We start from the raw sequence: 16,067 nt of genomic DNA, 5'->3' as shown, positions 1-16,067 counted from the left end.
AAATACGTTATCGATCAGACGGTTGGCTGTTCAAACAGGAAGGGGCCGGTTTATCGAGACTGCAGGCGGCTCGCTTGTCCCGGCTGCAAAGGCGGCTCGATTTCGACCCGGCCCGGCTCGTCGTCATGGTCGCGACAGCCGCAACCACGAAGATGGCGCTACGCTACCGACGCTTCCCGTGTCGCGGATGCTGCCGCGTCGCGATGCGCATTGCCTCGCCTGAAACGCTCCCGGATGCCGGGTCGTTGCCTCATCTGATTTGCTCCCCGTGCGGGTTCGGCGGTGGGGGTGGCGATGAGGCGGGTGAGTATGGCGACGCGCGATGAATTGCTTGCCGCCGTGGCGGTTCGCTATCGAGGCTGCGGACGGTCAGAGAAGTCCCGTATTCTGGACGAGTTTGCGTCCGTGACCGGCCATCACCTCAAGCACGCGATGCGGCTGCTTCGGTCCGTTTCCGCGAAGCAGGCCCCGGCCTCCCGACCGGGGCGGCGGGTCTACGACGCGGCGGTGCGCGAGGCGCTGATTGTGCTGTGGGAGGCGTCCGACCGGATCTGCGGCAAGCGGTTGAAAGCGATGATTCCGACTTTACTGCCGGCGATGGAGCGCCACGGGCATTTCGACCTGGTTCCCGAGATCCGTGCCGCACTGCTTGGCATGAGCGCAGCCACGATCGACCGGGCTCTTCGTCCGCAGCGCGCGTTCTGGAAGCGGTACGCGCCGCCGCAAGGCGCCATCAGCACTGCGGAGTTCGATCCCGGTGCGGACGTTCTCGGACTGGAACGACCCGCCGCCTGGGTTCATCGAGGTCGACCTCGTCGCGCATTCCGGTCCAGTCGCCTCGGGCGCCTTCATCCAGACGCTGGTGCTGACCGATATCGCCACCGGCTGGACCGAGTGCGCCCCACTTCTGTTCCGGGAGCAGACGCTCCTTGTCGGCGTGCTGCGCGAGGTGTGTGCCCGGATGCCGTTTCCGCTGCTCGGGTTCGACTCGGACAACGACAGCGTGTTCATCAACGAGACGGTCCGCGACTACTGCCTGGCCGAGCGGATCGAGTTCACCCGCTGCCGGCCCTACCGGAAGAACGACCAAGCCCACGTCGAACAGAAGAACGGCGCGATCGTGCGCCGCATCGTTGGTTATCGGCGGTTCGACGGCATGGCGGCCGCCCGTGAGCTGGCTGCTCTCTACGCGCGAACGCGGCTGTTCGTGAATGCCTTCCAGCCTTCGTTCAAGCTCGCCGAGAAGGAGCGCGACGGAGCGCGTGTGCGCAAGCGCTATCATCCGCCGGCGACACCCTTCGACCGGCTCCTGGCCGGTCCACGCACATCCGATGAGGTCCGTCGGCGTGTCGAGGCGCTGCGCGTCGACCTCGATCCCGTGCAGCTCCTGGCCGAGATCCGAAGCGGTCAGCAAGCCCTCGTTGCGATCGCCGACAGCTCGGTCGCGCTCCCGGTCGATACACCGGCTTCGTCCATCCCGGTCGCCGACTTCCTGGCCGGGCTGCGCACGGCCTGTCGGATGGGTGAGGTGCGACCGACGGCACAGCCTACACTGAAGCCGAAGCGGGGACGCCGCCGCCCGGATCCCCTCGTGGCGGTCACCGACGAACTGCGCTCCTGGTTCGAGGCGGACCCCGCACAGACCGGGAGCGAATTGCTGCTGCGCCTCCAGAAGTCCGATCCCGATCGCTACCCGGACGCACTGCTGCGCACGGTGCAGCGCCGTCTCAAAATCTGGCGCCGCGAGATCGCCTCCCGGCTCGTGTGCGGCATCCCGAGTCAGACGCCAGCGGTCTCGATCTCGGGAACATATGCGTGAGGCAACCAGCCCGACCTTCGGGAGCATTCCTCAATGAGGCAATACGGGCTCTCATCCAGATCGTCGCGCTACAGGATCGTCGGCAGCAGCCGCGCATCCTCGGGTTTCCGGTAGGGGCCTCGCGGCCGAGCAGGTCCTTAGGCGCTCGGTCAGGTGTGAGCGGGCCACGCCGAGCATGTCGGCGACCGCCTTCACCGCGAACCGCCCGTCGAACCGCCCCAGGAGCTGAGCGGCGAGATCGGTTTTTTTCTAGGACGGCAAAGCTGGCTGTCTGGTAGCTTGCGGACCTGGAGACGCCTGATGGAGGCGCTCCCTGTCCCGCACCCAAGTTCGCGTTCCCGATCGTGAGCGGACGCTGGTGCCGCTTCGCCGGCTCTGCCCAGGCTGCGGAACGAGCATGCGCATCCGCTACGAGAACCGCCGCACGCTGGTGACGCTCTCCGGCACGGTGCGGCTGCGGCTGAAGATCCGTCGCTGCGAGGCGGAGGGCTGTGCCCGCCTCCACACGCCCTACCGTCCAGAGGCCGAGGGCGCACTCGCCCTACCGCAGCATGAGTTCGGCCTCGACGTCGTGGCGCTGGTGGGTGCCCTGCGCCACCGCGAGCACCGCTCAGTCCCGGAGATCCACGCGATCCTGCGCGGGCGCGGTGTCGGGATTGCCGAGCGCAGCGTGATCAACCTGCTCGACCGCTACGACGAGCTGCTGGCCGCCCAACTCGGCGACCCTGTTCACCTGCGCCGGCAACTGACCGGGCAGGATCGGATCGTCCTCGCCCTCGACGGCCTGCAGCCTGACATCGGGCATGAAGTGCTCTGGGTCCTGCGCGACTGCCTCTCGGGCACGGTGCTCCTGGCGCGCAGCCTGCTGTCGAGCACAGCCGAGGATCTCGCTATCCTACTTGCGCGGGTGGTCGAGGCTGTGGGCCGACCGATCACGGGCGTGATCAGTGACGGCCAGCACTCGATCCGCAAGGCGGTGGCCGCCGTGCTGCCAGGCGTGCCGCACCAACTCTGCCACTTCCACTTTTTGCGGGAGGCGGCGCTGCCGATCTTTGAGGCTGACCGGCACGCCAAGAAGGAGCTGAAGAAGGGCGTGCGCGGGGTGCGCCCGATCGAGCGGGCGGTGGAGGGGCGGACCGATCCAGAGGCGGAGTTGGTGCGGGGCTACGCGGCGGCCGTGCGCAGCGCGATCACCGACGACGGCCGTGCTCCGCTCGACGCGGCCGGCCTACGGTTGAAAGGCCGTTTGGAGAAGGTGGCCGGGAGCTTGGAGCGGGTGGGTTTAAAGGGGGGCATCGCGCCCGCTCGCGCTCCTGATCGAGCGAGCGCTCGCCGGCACGGCGCCGCTCTGGCCTGCGGTGGAGCAGGGCTTCGTCTTCGGGCACGCTGCCGCGCGCCTCTTGGCCAATCCTGCCGAGGAGACGGGAGCCAAGGTCCGGCGCCGCTTCGATGGTCTCTTGGCATCGATGCGGCGTCACCGCCACCGTGTCGGCGATCGCGGGGTCGCCCTCGACCACTTCCGCAAGGTGGCGCGCAGCTACTGGCCCGGGCTGTTCCACGCCGCCGACCGGACCGACCTGCCGCGTACCAATAATGCTCTGGAGCAGCTGTTCGGTTCGCAGCGCTACCACGAACGGCGTGCCACCGGACGCAAGACGGCTTCGCCCGGCGCCGTGGTGCGGGGGGCTATAAGGCTCGTCGCCGGCATCCGCGCGCGGGCCGAGACACCATCCGGACGCGACCTCGGCCGGGTCAATCCGTTGACGTGGCGGGCATTGCGCAGATCCCTCGACCGCGGACGACAGGCTCGCACCGCACGCACCCGCTTCCGCCGCGATCCCGACGCCTACCTCGCCGCCCCGGAACAACAGGCCCAACAGCCAGCTTTGCCGTCCTAGTTTTTTTGTGCGCGCGGGATCGAGCGCCTCCTTCAGGATCTCGACTTCCATGGTCTTGCGTCCGAGCAGGCGTTCGAGGTCGCGTACGCGCCGCTCCAACTCGCGCACGCGGCTGGTGCCGACGACCTCCTCGTCGGCGTGCACGGCCTTATGGCCGCCCTCCAGCATGCGCCGCTTCCACGAGAACAGCAGGCTGGGCGAGATGCCGTAGCGGCGGGCGACGAACGACACGGACGAGCCGGGCTGCTGGCTCTCCTCGACGAGGCGGATCTTCTCAGTGGTGGACCAGCGCCGGCGGCGCTGAACGCCGGTCAGGATCTCGCCGTGCACCGGCGGGGCGGGCGGATCGGATGACATAGCCTTACCCATAGGCCAACGCCTATGCCTTCGTGAGCTATGCCGCCTGTCCGGTCAAAACAAGGCGCGGTTCACCAAGCCTATCCCACGTGACGAGTCAGCCCGCACAGTAGGGAACCTCTTGGACACCATCAAACGCGGGTTCGGAGGTTTCTCGTGAATGGAGTGCCGAAACTGGCTCGCAGCCGCAGGTTACGATGCATGTGACCTGATCTGATCGGTTGCGGTTTTAGCCGAGGACGATGGTGCGGAGCCTCTGAGGGGCGAACTGTCGGCGCGCCCACCGGACAAGAGCCTTATTATGCGATGCCACCCGCACATTTGAGTTCCTCAAGATGTCGGTATCTTCGACGACGACCCTAATATTATTGTCGCCGTATCGCGGCCGCGCCTTCGGCGAAGGCGCCGCCGCCATCGCCAGTTCGAGGCGCTCGCCCACCCCAGTCAAATCGGGCGCTTCAAAGATTGATTTCAGTCGTTGCGCATAACCCTGGACGCGCAGCTCCCGCTGAGCCTCGCCGATATCGCTGACATCCTCCATGCCGAGGTTGACTACCCGGCCCGGCACAGAAGCGTTGTCGAGCCGGCCGATCTCCCGCAGATCCGGTATCGGAAATGGTCGGGGCCGGGCCCCCTCGACGAGGAACGCGGCGATGTCTGCCAACAGGTGGCAGTCAGCTCCCGAGATTACGAGCACGGCACCCGACACCCAGGCCAGGAACGGCTGCAGCAGGAGTTCCGTGAGGTAGGCATGGCTCGCACCCATGCTAGCGCGCTGCAGGCTGCGCGGACTGTCGTCGTCGATCCAAGCATGCGGCGCACTGAGATCATCCAGCGTAGCCAAGGACCGTTTAGAATAGCTCCCCAAAAAGTCCACCGCCTTCACGAGCCCGACCGCGTCGTCGTATAACTCGGCCCACGCCTCTCTCGGGAGAGCCATGCCGGGCGCGAAACTGGGGTCTTTGCGGAGAAGCGCGGCTTGGCTTTCCTCGATCCTATCTTCAAAGGGATACCAGTCCGGTGCCGTCACGACAGTGCTGCTGAGAGCGGCAAGTGTCGCAGCCCGATGGAAGAGGAGCCTATCCTTTTCGGGCAGTGCCTCGTTGGCACGTGTGTCCGCAATGTGATCCTGCCCCTGTGCGCCGCAAGCAAGCGCATTTGCGTATACGCGGTCGAACTGCCCGGCCAGAACGATTTTCATCCCGTTAAACCTCGTGATTTCCGATCTTCGCTTCAATCTGTGTGTGGCTGCTCGGCGCACCAGGCGCACCACGCGTAGTGAACTGCGAGCGGTACGACCGGAACCTTGACCCGGACGACGAAGTCACCCGGCAGGATTGTCTCTTGCAGCATGATCAAGCCGCGCCTCTCGAGCGCCGCGAGCGTCGCAGGCGCGTGGCCCTGATCGGCACCAGTGGCGATCCGCTCGAACGCTTCGATCTGAATCCGCGTACAGCCTTTCTCGACCGCGGGATGCCGAGCTTTTGTCGACATGATACTTGCTCCTTACAGGGGGCACACAGATGACTTGAGCACGTCCTTTATTGAAGACGGCATCGGAGGCTAGCTATGCTGCGATGACAGCGATTCGTACAAGCTCTGCTCGCAGCGGCGATTAGTCGTTTTTCTGTCGCGAATGTAGTGTTTCGTAGACAGATTCTTGCTTACCGTTCTTCGGCTGGCCGGGCCCGCGTCCGGGACGATGATTCTCGCAAGTCTGCCCTGCCGCATCGGGCCTCCCCGCCGATACGCTATAAATGGTCAAGGAAGGCGACGAGCAGTGCACGGACCGCGTCGCGCGTCACCTCTGGATAGGGGAGCGGCGTTTCATCGTGAAACGGAGCGGCGCCCGTGTCGACCTCGTCCAGTTCCACGTGAGTGCGCACGGCCCGAATCTGCGCACACCCATAAAAGGCGACAAAGGCAGGCGGCCAGACCCAGTCGACGGTCGCGATCCGGGGCGGACGGCGACTGCAGTAGAAGCGGATGCCCGGTGTGGCGAATGGCGCCAAACGGTCGAGATCGTCGTCGCGGACGACAGAGACGTGCCATCCGCGCTGCATCACCTCATCGGCAACCTCGCGCATCGCAGGCTCGATCACCGTGCGGGTCAGGACATCGAAGCGTGCGGCTTCCGATGCCAGCGCGGCAGATAGGCTGGGATCGGTGTCCGCGATGTAATGCAGAAAGCGCTGTTGTCGCGCTCGTGCGGCGGTGCGCCCGGCTATCAGGACCTCTTCAAACGGCCAAGCGTCTTCGTGAGCATCGTGCTCATCTTTGGATTTGGTCATGATCTCGATGTCCTTTAGGGCTTTAGTTTCGAACGACAGGCTTTAACCACTTTAATGAACGCGATTTCTTTCGAACTGTCTCTCGTCGGCTTGATCGGTCGCGCAATCACTGACGGGCCGCGCCGACTTGCAGAGAATATAAATCACCTCCGCCGAGCTATTTGGCCAAGCGGAGTTGATCTCGCGAAGGTCTGCGGTGTTTCACGCCGCTTCCGGTCGGCGGCGCGCCGATCCTGACCCAACTGCGCCGCACGCCATCAGCCCAAGCTCCGTGAGCTCGAGAGCACGATAATGTGCATCTTCGGTTTGGACGGCTTTCGGTTCGCCCATTTGAAGGGGTCGATCTTGACGGCGTCGAGGTCGACGGTATCGAGGGTCCGGACGCGGGCCGACGTGAGCGTGATGTCGGCCGGCGCCTCACGGATGCGCGAGCTGCTCCTGCGGGCTTCTTCCAAGGCCGCTCTTAGCAGAATCCCGACGTTTACCGTTCGACCCTCCGAGAGGCGGCTCAGCCGGTGCTGATATGTTCGAATCGCGGAGTCCTCTAACATCGCGTTGAGATCGTTGTAGTCGCCCGGCTCGAGGTTGGCGATAACGCCGGACGTCCTGCTATCGGATGATTGCATTTTGCGAAGGTCGGGGATGCCGTATGGCAAGGCGATGCCATTGGCGATCACGCAGTTCAGTAATTCGACGAGAACCTGCCGATCGCAGTCCGCCAATACGAGTGTCGCGCGGGCTTGCCATGCATGTAGGACGTTGAACAAAATGCCCTCTACATGATGAATTAGGTTCGCCCTGTGCGGATCACCGGGCGCGCGCAGGCGCATCATCTCCGCCGTCGCGTCCGAAAAGGCCTCCGCTGCCACGGAAATCTTGGCCAGGCGCAGCGCGTCATCTTCGAGTTCGGCTCGAAGGATCGAGTCGTAGAGCCGACCGTCTTCGCCACGATGGGAGACGATAGTCTCGCCGGGCGGCGAACGATCCAGATGGCGTACGAGGGCGGAACTCAGAGCCACCGCCATCGCGGAGCGATGAAAAAACGACCTGTACGCATCGAACGCATCCGCGTGCGGCGAACCCGCGCGTGTCAGCGGCGGACGGAAGCGGTCCGGCTTCCCTCCGAGTAAATAAGCCCGGTCGAGATGACCTGCGAACATGAGATTCATTAGGAGCTCACAGCAAATGTCGAAAGTTGTTGATAGATTTCCGCCTGTAACGTAGACGATGTTGCGTACATCCGTTAAGCACGTTCAGATTGAGACAGCGCGACCACTGGCGAAGGATGGAACGTACGGCCGTACGACGGCGTTCGTTCGCTCGAAAATTTATCTGCGTGGATATCGCAGGAGACATGCACCGAACAGGCGATGACGAGAGCCGTTGCAGTGGCGCCGTCCTCAAGAGCGAGATCGTCGCCAGGCGCCTTGAGACAGAGGCAGCTCCCGCACTTCGCTTTTTGCGCGCGCCTTGGCCGAGCTTCGCGCAATCCGGCCGTCGGCGCTCGGCCTCTAAGAGGCCTCTTTATCGCCGAGAGACGCCACTTTGAGGCCGTTACCCTGCTTCCGCTCCGATGGCAGATGAAAGAGTACGGTGTTCTCGCCAGTCGCCACACTGGTCGTGTTGCCCCGACTGCACTCCTGGGCCGTCGGCCCTGGCTCTCGTCTAAGATCGTCACTCATGGGGTTCTCGTCGAAGTCTGACACTGCTCTCAACTGAAATTTTGCGGTGAATGAAGCGATTCACGCAAGCCCGGCCTTAAAGACCGAAATCTTTTCTCATTTCCTGAGAGATGCTTTGTTGCGCGGTCGACGTTGCGACCTTCACTATTTGAATTCGGCTCGTTCTGCGCTTTCAGGAGACGAGCAGCGATCCTCACCCACAAAGATGTGCTCGGGGCGGCGCTCAGTTGGGCTAAAGGCCGGACCTGCGCCGTCCGGGTTTGACGGATAGCCGATGAACTTCATGAAGGTCGTGGCGTCGCGGGTTCCCGGCTCCAACGCAAGGTTGCGAAGTCCGGAAACCCGGCCGAGGTCCTGGCGCAGGTTTGGCTGTTCAGCCAGCATCCTGCGCCCACCCGGCTTTGCCGGGTTGGTCGTCGAAGCGGACTGAGCGGTTGGATTGGTCCAGGTCGGTGACGGTACGGCGCGACCCGCGCCGGATCGGCCTCCAAAACAGTCGGATAACGCACACCCTCTAGGCGACGGTCTCTACATAAGTTCCTCGCTTCGGCGATCTGGTCCGTTATTAGGCCGTGCGAAGCGGGTGGTCCTAGAGTTGCACTGCCCTTGATCGCACGCCCATGTGGTTCGGGCCGCAGAGGAGCGAAACTACATCGCGATCTCCTTCATGGTAGATGCAAAGAACAACTCAGCTTTAAGCCTAAGTCAATAACGATACGCCGTTCGCACACCGCGGCGGGCTCGAACTGGCCGTTCTCTTATCTTGCCGTTTACTCGGAAATTCCTCAGAAATGACCTAGATCTGTCGAGAACTGGCGAAGATGATGCAAGAAGGGTCCAAGAAACGACAACGCTCAGTTTCGCCGGACTAAATGCCACTAGACTGAGCCGATTTGACGCAGCTGCACGTGACCTAACGGTGCCGCGCCGGACGCGGAGGCGGTCAATCTCGCCAGCTAAGCTTAGGTCACGGGATTGAGCGAGAGGAGGGCTCAACGGTTCTTCGACACTCGAGGTTGATGATCCCATAAGAGGTTTAGAAGGGGACAGTCGCCTTTAGGCGTAGGGGGAATGCGGCTCGGCGATTGCTCCTGAGAACAGATCGGGTACGTTCTGCCTGTGGCGTTGAGATCGTACGAATACCGGCTCCGGCCCAATCGCGCGCAGGCCGCGGCGCTCGACGCCATGCTGCGAGACTTCTGCAGCCTGTACAACGCTGGGCTTCAGCAGCGCATTGAGGCGTTCCGCCGTCGACGTGTCAGCCTGGGCTACGCGCAGCAGGCAACCGAACTCAAAGCCTGCCGCGCAGCCGATCCCGACGGTCTCGGACGCTGGTCATTCACCGCCTTGCAGCAGGTGCTGCGCCGGCTCCAGCAGGCCCACGCCGCCTTCTTCAAGCGCGGGCACGGGTTCCCGCGCTTCCGCGCTGCGGCCCGGTACCATGCCGCCACGTTCCGGTTCGGCGACGGGCTGACCGTGCGGAAGGACCGCCGCCTCGGCGTGGTCGGCGTGCCGGGCGGGAATCAAAGCCGTCTGGCATCGGGACCTGCCCGAAGACGCGACGCTTGCCACCGCGATCGTGACCCGTCAGCAGGGCAAGTGGTACGTCGTGTTCTCGGTCGAGGCGGCTTTCGTCGAGACCTGCGGGACCGGAACCGTGGGGATCGATCTCGGGCTGAACAGCCTCGTCGCGAACAGCGATGGGGAGACCATCTCGGCTCCCCGCTACGCCCGCCAAGCCCACAAGGCCCAGCGCAGGCGACAGCGCCAACTCGCCCGATGCAAGATCGGGTCGAAACGTCGACTGAAGGCCAAGGCCCCCCTCGCGGCAGCATCGGCGAAGATCGCGCGCCAGCGCCGCGATCACTTGCACAAGCTTTCGCGAGCCCTGGTGTCGCGGTACCATGGCATTGCCTTTGGGGAACTCAATCTCACCGGGCTCAAGAAAGGTATGCTGGCCCGGTCCGTTCATGATGCCGCGTGGAGCACGCTCGTCCAGTTCGTCCGGTTCAAGGCTGCAAGCGCCGGAGCCGAGGTCGTCCTGGTCGATCCGCGCGGCACATCGCAGGCGTGCCCGTCATGCGGCGCGATCGGGCCGAAGGCGCTCAAGGAACGCCAGCACCGCTGCACCTGTGGCTGTGTCTTGGATCGTGACGTTGCCGCAGCCAAGATCGTGCATCGGCGGGCCTTCGGATAAGGCCGGGACATCCTGCCTTCAGGACTTAAGCGGGCGGGTTGCCGCGGAGCTGTCCTGAGAAGCCGCCTGCTTCAGCAGGCGGAGTTGTCACCGTTTCGCCACCAGCTTTCACGGCTGTGTCGTGGATCAATGCAATTGGACACTGTCACACTGCGTCGAGGATCTCGCGCTCAAAGCCGCGCTTATGGGCGACGTTGAGGCCCGGCTCGTTCGCCGGGACAGCGGCCGAGCCCGGCGAGTTTCGGGTCCGGAGTACAATAACGACCGGCGCGAATGGCCGTGCGAGGGTCGCGCTGACGTCGTGCAGCCAATCGTGCCGCTGATCGGCAACCCGGCGCGCCGTTTCCTTGCGCCGCCGGTGCAAGCCTTTCAGGTACCGCGCCGGCGGTACGTGGACACACCGTAGCGATTAACCCCCCCGCTCCGGAGCTCTCGTAAGAGCGAGCGACCGGAGCCCGGGCGGCCTGAGTTGCGCGGGCTCGGAGATGCATGGCGAGCATCAGCGAGCCTTCCTGGCAGCACGGTGGACCGCGCTCTCGGACCGCTGCGCATACACCTTGATTGCCCAACACGCCGCATCGCAACGACGTTCCGCAACCAAAGAGTCAGCAGACCACCCTGCAGTCCTGACTGCCATCGGGCTTGGTTACGCATTCCAAATGGCAACCAACGAGTCCCAACGTGGTTGCAAGTTGACCGTCCTCGTGAGCAGGTCTCTTTTTGAAACGCACCGCTTCGAGATCGAAACCCAGTTGCCTGGCCTTAGCGATCGCCGGCTTCAGGGACTCATATAACTCTGCCTCGAGCTCAGCCTTAGTCATTGCAGGCCTCCCATATCCTTTTGCAACTACAATATTGCTCTGACTGTGGTGGTCGCGGAAGTGTTCGAAGGCTTGGTCAGCACATTTACAAGTTGTCGAAGAACGGCAAAAATAATCTTCGTGTTATTAGCTTCCAACGGAACGCAATACCGGTTCCCGATATACGTCGTGGAAGTGAAGCACCCGTCTTCCTGCTGCGTAACCGTCACCAGACTGTGATCCCCTGTCGAGGCGGGCAAGACGTCAAGCAGGTTGATGCGAGTTCGGAGTAAGGATCCGAGGAACGTATAGATCCCGTACACCGAGCGCGTCTGTATCTGATAGGTCGTGCCATCCGGAGCCCGAATTGCCTCGCGTAATAGATGAGCTTCGCGGCTACATTTTGGGCCAAACGCTGGTATCTCTTTGCCAAGGTAAGGTGGCGGCGGAAGCGAAGGATCGAAACATAGCCCGTAGCTGAGAACTCCTGCTTTCGGGCTGAATGTCTGGGTTGTTAACCCAGCGGTGAGCAAAGTCGCCAGCTGTCCATATGCGTCATTAAATGAACCAGAGTCCGGCGTATTGATAAAATATTCAGTTCTTCCGGTTTTTGTCACTTTGATGCGCTCGATCATCAAAGTAAATATTAACTCACGTGGGTATCCCTGTCTGAAAAATAAATCTATATATTTCGGCTCGACTGGATTAGTTAGCGCCCTATATGATTCCGGATCATCCAGAAGGTTCACATCAAAGTCGTTTTTGAGCGAAGCCCCGATTGTGGATCCGCCAACGGATAGGGATGCAGATGCGGTAGGGAACAATGTTGCCGAGGGAAGGGCGACGAGAAAGTCGTCATGGCCGGTGAATTTGCTGAATGAGGCGAAACTGAGAGGCTCAAATTTTTCTGCGCGAATAATATTTATTAAGACAGACTCATTGGCATAACGCCCAGCGCTGCGGTTGACCAAACCAGCTCGTGAGCCAACATCGTCGATCGCCACACAGCCGGCCAACAAGGCCGCCAAGACTACGATCAACAAGGATTTTTTTGCCATCCTGCAACTCGGTGAAGCAATGTCTCACCTCCTCAAGCTTCAGCATTCTACGGTTCGTTGCAATCGGGGTTTGTCCAGTTTCCGGTGGAAAGTGCTTCTGCGACAAATCAGTCACATCAGGCATTTGCAAACAAGTGAACGTCGAACAGGTAGAGGGCGGCAACGAAGACTGGGCCGGGCTCCTGTCCCGAGCTTGAGCAAGCCCCACTTGGTGCCGGGATTGCATCGGCCGCAGTTCCCACCAACCGCGCGCTTTCCTGACCTCCAAGACGAAGCTCGCCGGAGTGTCGGTGTTAGCCCTTGAACCCGCCTACACGGGCCAGTCGTGCTCGTGCGGCGGGTGTCTGGGCTTACGGCGGGGTAAGGTCATCCGCTATGTTGCGTGCCGCCATGGGGCTGACGCCGATCAGCACGCGGTTCGATAATCTGCGTCCAAAGGGGGTGAGCTTACCGTCTTCCCCACTCTGCAGGACGGGGATTTTCGGGGACTGTGAAATCTCGTCCAGTTGACGCTTCGTCGGGCTGCCGATGCACACTCTCCAGGTCCAGCAACGGTATGTTCCACCGCCGTTTGATGTCGATCGCCGCGTGATGTCGGCGTGATCGGTGTAGCGGCAACCGATACAAGAAAAGTGCGCTCGACTCTCGCGGCGCTTCGATCCGACCACACCGCACGTCGCGGAGGTTTGCGACGTGAACAGGGCGGTCCACCGCCCATCTGTCCGCCTTGTCGCCCTATCTTGAGGTCGAGTGTGGACCCGAAGAGGGACCAGCAGGTGTGCAGAATCACCCGCCAACAAGCTTTCGGAGCTGTCGGTTCGGCTGGACCGGGCGCTCCAGTGAGAGACCTCAACCCGCGCGTGCTCGCTCGTGGCGGCGCGCCGGCACGAGGTTGCGCCGCATGTGAGCGAGGTCGTCGCGACCGATTGGTGCGTCCCGAGTACACGGAAGTGTGCGGCGTGCGGCTGCGTCGGAGCGAAAAAGGCGCTCTCCGTATGGATCGGAGCCTACGTCACCTGCAGTGTCACGCATGACCGGGACGCCGACGCAGCGCAGAACCTCCTGGCCGCGAGCTACGAGGTAAGAGCCGGGTCTCAACCCCGGCGATGGCCTGTGAAGTGTACGTTAGACACGCCGAGCCTGGGGCGCAGCCCCGGCGAATCCGGGACCTATTACATAAGAGCACAAGCGGACGCGTCTTCCGCACCGACCAATCCCCCGCCGGTCCGGTCGCTGGCGTGACAATCAATTTCCTCTATTTCGACTTCGAGCTCTGAGGAGTTTACACGTGAGGCCATCTCGGCGTGACAGCAGGAGCTTCGGTGCCCCTCACGCCTGGCGCCCCCCACTCAGCGACAATTTTCGCCACCTGATCAGGCGCCCTGAGCGTCGCGCTGTGAGGATAGTCTTGGAGCGGAGGCGGCTCTGATACGGCGCCCGTTGAAGACGGCGGATAGCTAGCCTCTCGATCAGAGTGGCGGCGCTTGACCCCCATGGCTTGAGCGCAAGGCCCGGTTCCGGATCTCCGGGCCGGCTGGACGCGCGGCGTGCCAAGTAAGCGATGTGGCGTCTAGGCCGCGCGTGGTCTCATTTGGTGCCGGCTAGTTCGAACATCGGTGTCGCGCTCGACTGCGGTTCAGTGCGCAATCCGAATCGTCAAAACTACAGCGCGCGTGCTTCTGTCATGCCTGGAGCGGCACAACTGCCGGAACAGCCAAAAGGCAGAGACGTTCTTGGCCCACGCACCACCACTTCAAGGAGCGTGCAGGGAGATGACCATGCCAAACAAGTTTTTCATTTTGAGCATTCTAGTAGGTTGTGCGCTCGGGATAAGTTTTGACGCTTTCGCTCAAAATACAATTGGTTCTTCATCGAATTCTAAATCGACAGCGAGTGGCTCGTCCGCGGATTCGACGAGCATGAGTGCGACAACCTCGAATAAATCCGGCTCCAGAGACGAAGGAAAAGATCGATTGAGCCCTGGAAAGCCGAATACCAACCCGAGTCAACCCGGATGGACTTCCGGTAGTCAGCCAGATAGCAGAAAAGATTAAGGCTGCTACTCACCACAAGGACGGACACCTTTCGTGATTGGGAACTAACGCATGGTGTCGTCTGTCCGGCATGTCGTCCGGAGGATCTGACGACCGGCACCCGGCAACGGCAATCCCGTTACGGGGTGCTCGTCGGCTCTCGAGGACCCGGACTACACGTATGTTTGTGTTCGGCTGCGCGACCTGCGAACGGTGCTTGGACTCCGACGTATCCAGTTCTGCGTGTCCGGGAGCGCCTCGCGCTCTGAACCAGCGGCCGCCGAAGCGCGCTCTGCGCCCGACACCGCGATGCTGCTAGAGCCGCATCCCGTCCGGTCGCGATCGGATGGCGCTCTCAGCATGTTGTGACGCGCACACATGCACCAAACCGGTCTCTACTTCGGCGGCGAGCGGTGTAGGGCCGCCAGGAGCGAGAATGGCGCGGTGCGGGTCCGAACTGATCGAGTTGGCGGCTCCGCTGCTCAGCGAACCGCTGTTGATCCCCGCCTCAAGGCATCGCGACCAGGAAGGCTGAAACGTTGCACCGCCACGAAAGGCATGCTTGAACCCTGTTATATCGCCTTCCGGAGGGGCCGATGCAACGATCCTGGAAGCCCCTTCCCGTAGGAAGGGAAAGCTTCCGGTGATAGGTAGCGATTTCTCGAGCCGCTCAGAAAACCAGATGCCTGACCTCGTCCAGGATGCCCCCTCAGCCGTCCTCGAGCAGGGCGTGTTTCTGGACCATCATGCTACGACCCCGCTGGACGGACGCGTGTTGGAAGCCATGCTGCCCTACTATGGCGCACAGTTCGGCAACCCTCACTCCGTAGGATACGCGCGTGCGGAAATGTCCCGCGTGGCGGTCGAGAAGGCGCGCTGGCAGGTGGCGCAGTTAATCGGAGCAGAGCCGGAGGACATCATCTTCACCGCGGGTGCGACAGAGGCCTGCAACCTGGCTCTGCGCGGATTGTTTGAGCCGCGGGAGAAGGCCGCGAAGGGCAAGCCTGTCACCCGCCTTCTGTACAGCGCGATTGAGCACAGCTGCGTGCGGGAAACGGCCCACGCGCTTCAGGCGGAGGGGGTCGAGGCTCTCGAACTCCCGGTCGATGCGGACGGTTTGATCGACCTTGATGTGGTCGAGGACAGGCTTGCCTGCGGTGCGATCGTCACCTCGGTGATGGCGGCGAACAACGAGGTCGGGACACTGCAGCCTCTCTCCGATCTGGCCGCGCTCTGTCACCTTCATGGCTGTCTTTTCCATACGGATGCGGCTCAAGCTGTCGGCAAGGTGCCGCTCGACGTCCGGGCGACGGGTATCGATCTGCTCAGCCTGTCCGGGCACAAGCTGTACGGTCCGCAGGGCATAGGCGCCCTCTACTGCAGCGCGGGCGCTCGCAGGCGCCTCAGACCTGTCGTTTTCGGGGGCGGACAGGAGCGCGGCCTTCGTCCGGGGACGTTGCCGCTCGCGCTCTGCGTTGGGCTCGGTGAGGCCTGCCGCATTGCGGCCCAGGAGATGGCCGCCGAGGCCCGGCGCCTGAGCCATCTGCGCGATGCGCTGTTGGAACGTCTACGTCACGCGATACCCCAACTGACGGTCAACGGTAGCCTCGATCAGCGTCTGCCCGGAAACCTGAATGTCAGCCTTCCCGGCGTTGAGGCCGACGCACTCGTGTTGGCGCTCGGCGACGTTGCCATCTCGACGGGGTCGGCCTGCGCGTCGGGCGCTCTCGCGCCTTCGCATGTCTTGAAGGCTCTCGGTGCCGACCCGCGCCGCGCACAATCGGCGATCCGGATCGGGCTCGGTCGCTTCACAACCCAGAACGATGTCATTCGAGGCGCAGACCGAATTATCGAAGTCGCCCAGAAACTTGTGGCATAGAACTCGATGCGCTGCGTCGCAAAAGCGGTGGGTCGTGGCCTGCAGGCCCTTGT

10 protein-coding genes and 3 pseudogenes are annotated in these 16,067 nt (G+C 62.7%); 5 read left to right on the top strand and 8 right to left on the bottom strand.

Annotated elements, in window-relative coordinates:
* The first annotated feature begins 294 nt into the window (after positions 1-294).
* Positions 295-1,819, top strand: a pseudogene (locus LGR69_RS26535) (integrase catalytic domain-containing protein).
* 74 nt (positions 1,820-1,893) lie between these two features.
* Here LGR69_RS26535 and LGR69_RS26530 read toward each other — a convergent pair.
* Positions 1,894-2,068, bottom strand: a pseudogene (locus LGR69_RS26530) (IS3 family transposase); the annotation flags it as partial.
* Between the two features lie 148 nt (positions 2,069-2,216).
* Between LGR69_RS26530 and LGR69_RS26525 the strand changes: the two are divergent.
* Positions 2,217-3,717, top strand: a protein-coding gene (locus LGR69_RS26525) for an ISNCY family transposase (protein WP_370881410.1) whose coding sequence is annotated in 2 segments (ribosomal slippage) — positions 2,217-3,115 and positions 3,114-3,717 — 1,503 coding nt in all. Because the reading frame shifts where the segments join, the coding sequence is not laid out codon by codon here.
* On the opposite strand, the pseudogene LGR69_RS26520 reads toward LGR69_RS26525, so the two are convergent.
* The 6 genes and pseudogenes from LGR69_RS26520 to LGR69_RS26495 form a co-directional block, all read right to left on the bottom strand.
* A pseudogene (locus tag LGR69_RS26520) lies at positions 3,691-4,086 on the bottom strand (transposase); the annotation flags it as partial. The gene LGR69_RS26525 and the pseudogene LGR69_RS26520 overlap by 27 nt on opposite strands.
* Before the next feature lie 217 nt (positions 4,087-4,303).
* Complete coding sequence (locus LGR69_RS26515; protein WP_230367923.1) at positions 4,304-5,275, bottom strand: hypothetical protein; 972 nt, start codon at positions 5,273-5,275, stop codon at positions 4,304-4,306.
* A gap of 32 nt (positions 5,276-5,307) precedes the next feature.
* On the bottom strand, positions 5,308-5,568 hold the full coding sequence (locus tag LGR69_RS26510) for a hypothetical protein (RefSeq protein WP_230367922.1): 261 nt from the start codon (positions 5,566-5,568) through the stop codon (positions 5,308-5,310).
* A 257-nt stretch (positions 5,569-5,825) separates the two neighbouring features.
* A complete protein-coding gene (locus tag LGR69_RS26505) occupies positions 5,826-6,365 on the bottom strand; it encodes a hypothetical protein (protein WP_230367921.1) in 540 nt (179 codons plus the stop codon).
* A gap of 257 nt (positions 6,366-6,622) precedes the next feature.
* Positions 6,623-7,534, bottom strand: coding sequence for a hypothetical protein (locus tag LGR69_RS26500; RefSeq protein WP_230367920.1), 912 nt, complete (start codon positions 7,532-7,534; stop codon positions 6,623-6,625).
* 657 nt (positions 7,535-8,191) lie between these two features.
* Positions 8,192-8,431, bottom strand: a complete 240-nt coding sequence (locus LGR69_RS26495; protein ID WP_230367919.1) for a hypothetical protein — start codon at positions 8,429-8,431, stop codon at positions 8,192-8,194.
* A gap of 1,195 nt (positions 8,432-9,626) precedes the next feature.
* Between LGR69_RS26495 and LGR69_RS26490 the strand changes: the two genes are divergently transcribed.
* Positions 9,627-10,244 carry an RNA-guided endonuclease InsQ/TnpB family protein gene (locus tag LGR69_RS26490; protein WP_230367918.1) on the top strand — a complete coding sequence of 206 codons (618 nt, stop codon included), beginning with the start codon at positions 9,627-9,629 and terminating at the stop codon, positions 10,242-10,244.
* 847 nt (positions 10,245-11,091) lie between these two features.
* On the opposite strand, the gene LGR69_RS26485 is transcribed toward LGR69_RS26490, so the two are convergent.
* Positions 11,092-12,102: a hypothetical protein gene (locus LGR69_RS26485; protein WP_230367917.1), complete on the bottom strand. Its 1,011-nt coding sequence runs from the start codon at positions 12,100-12,102 to the stop codon at positions 11,092-11,094.
* Positions 12,103-12,326: 224 nt separating this feature from the next.
* Between LGR69_RS26485 and LGR69_RS32250 the strand changes: the two genes are divergently transcribed.
* Both LGR69_RS32250 and LGR69_RS26480 read left to right on the top strand, forming a co-directional pair.
* Complete coding sequence (locus LGR69_RS32250) at positions 12,327-12,527, top strand: zinc ribbon domain-containing protein (protein ID WP_412768914.1); 201 nt, start codon at positions 12,327-12,329, stop codon at positions 12,525-12,527.
* A gap of 2,290 nt (positions 12,528-14,817) precedes the next feature.
* The gene (locus LGR69_RS26480) at positions 14,818-16,014 is read left to right on the top strand and encodes a cysteine desulfurase family protein (RefSeq protein ID WP_230367916.1); all 1,197 of its coding nucleotides are present in this window, start codon (positions 14,818-14,820) and stop codon (positions 16,012-16,014) included.
* The last annotated feature ends 53 nt before the right edge of the window (positions 16,015-16,067 follow it).

It is taken from the genome of Methylobacterium brachiatum, from assembly GCF_020523825.1.
Taxonomy (GTDB): Bacteria; Pseudomonadota; Alphaproteobacteria; order Rhizobiales; family Beijerinckiaceae; genus Methylobacterium; species Methylobacterium brachiatum.
This window is presented reverse-complemented; position numbering and strand designations above follow the sequence as displayed.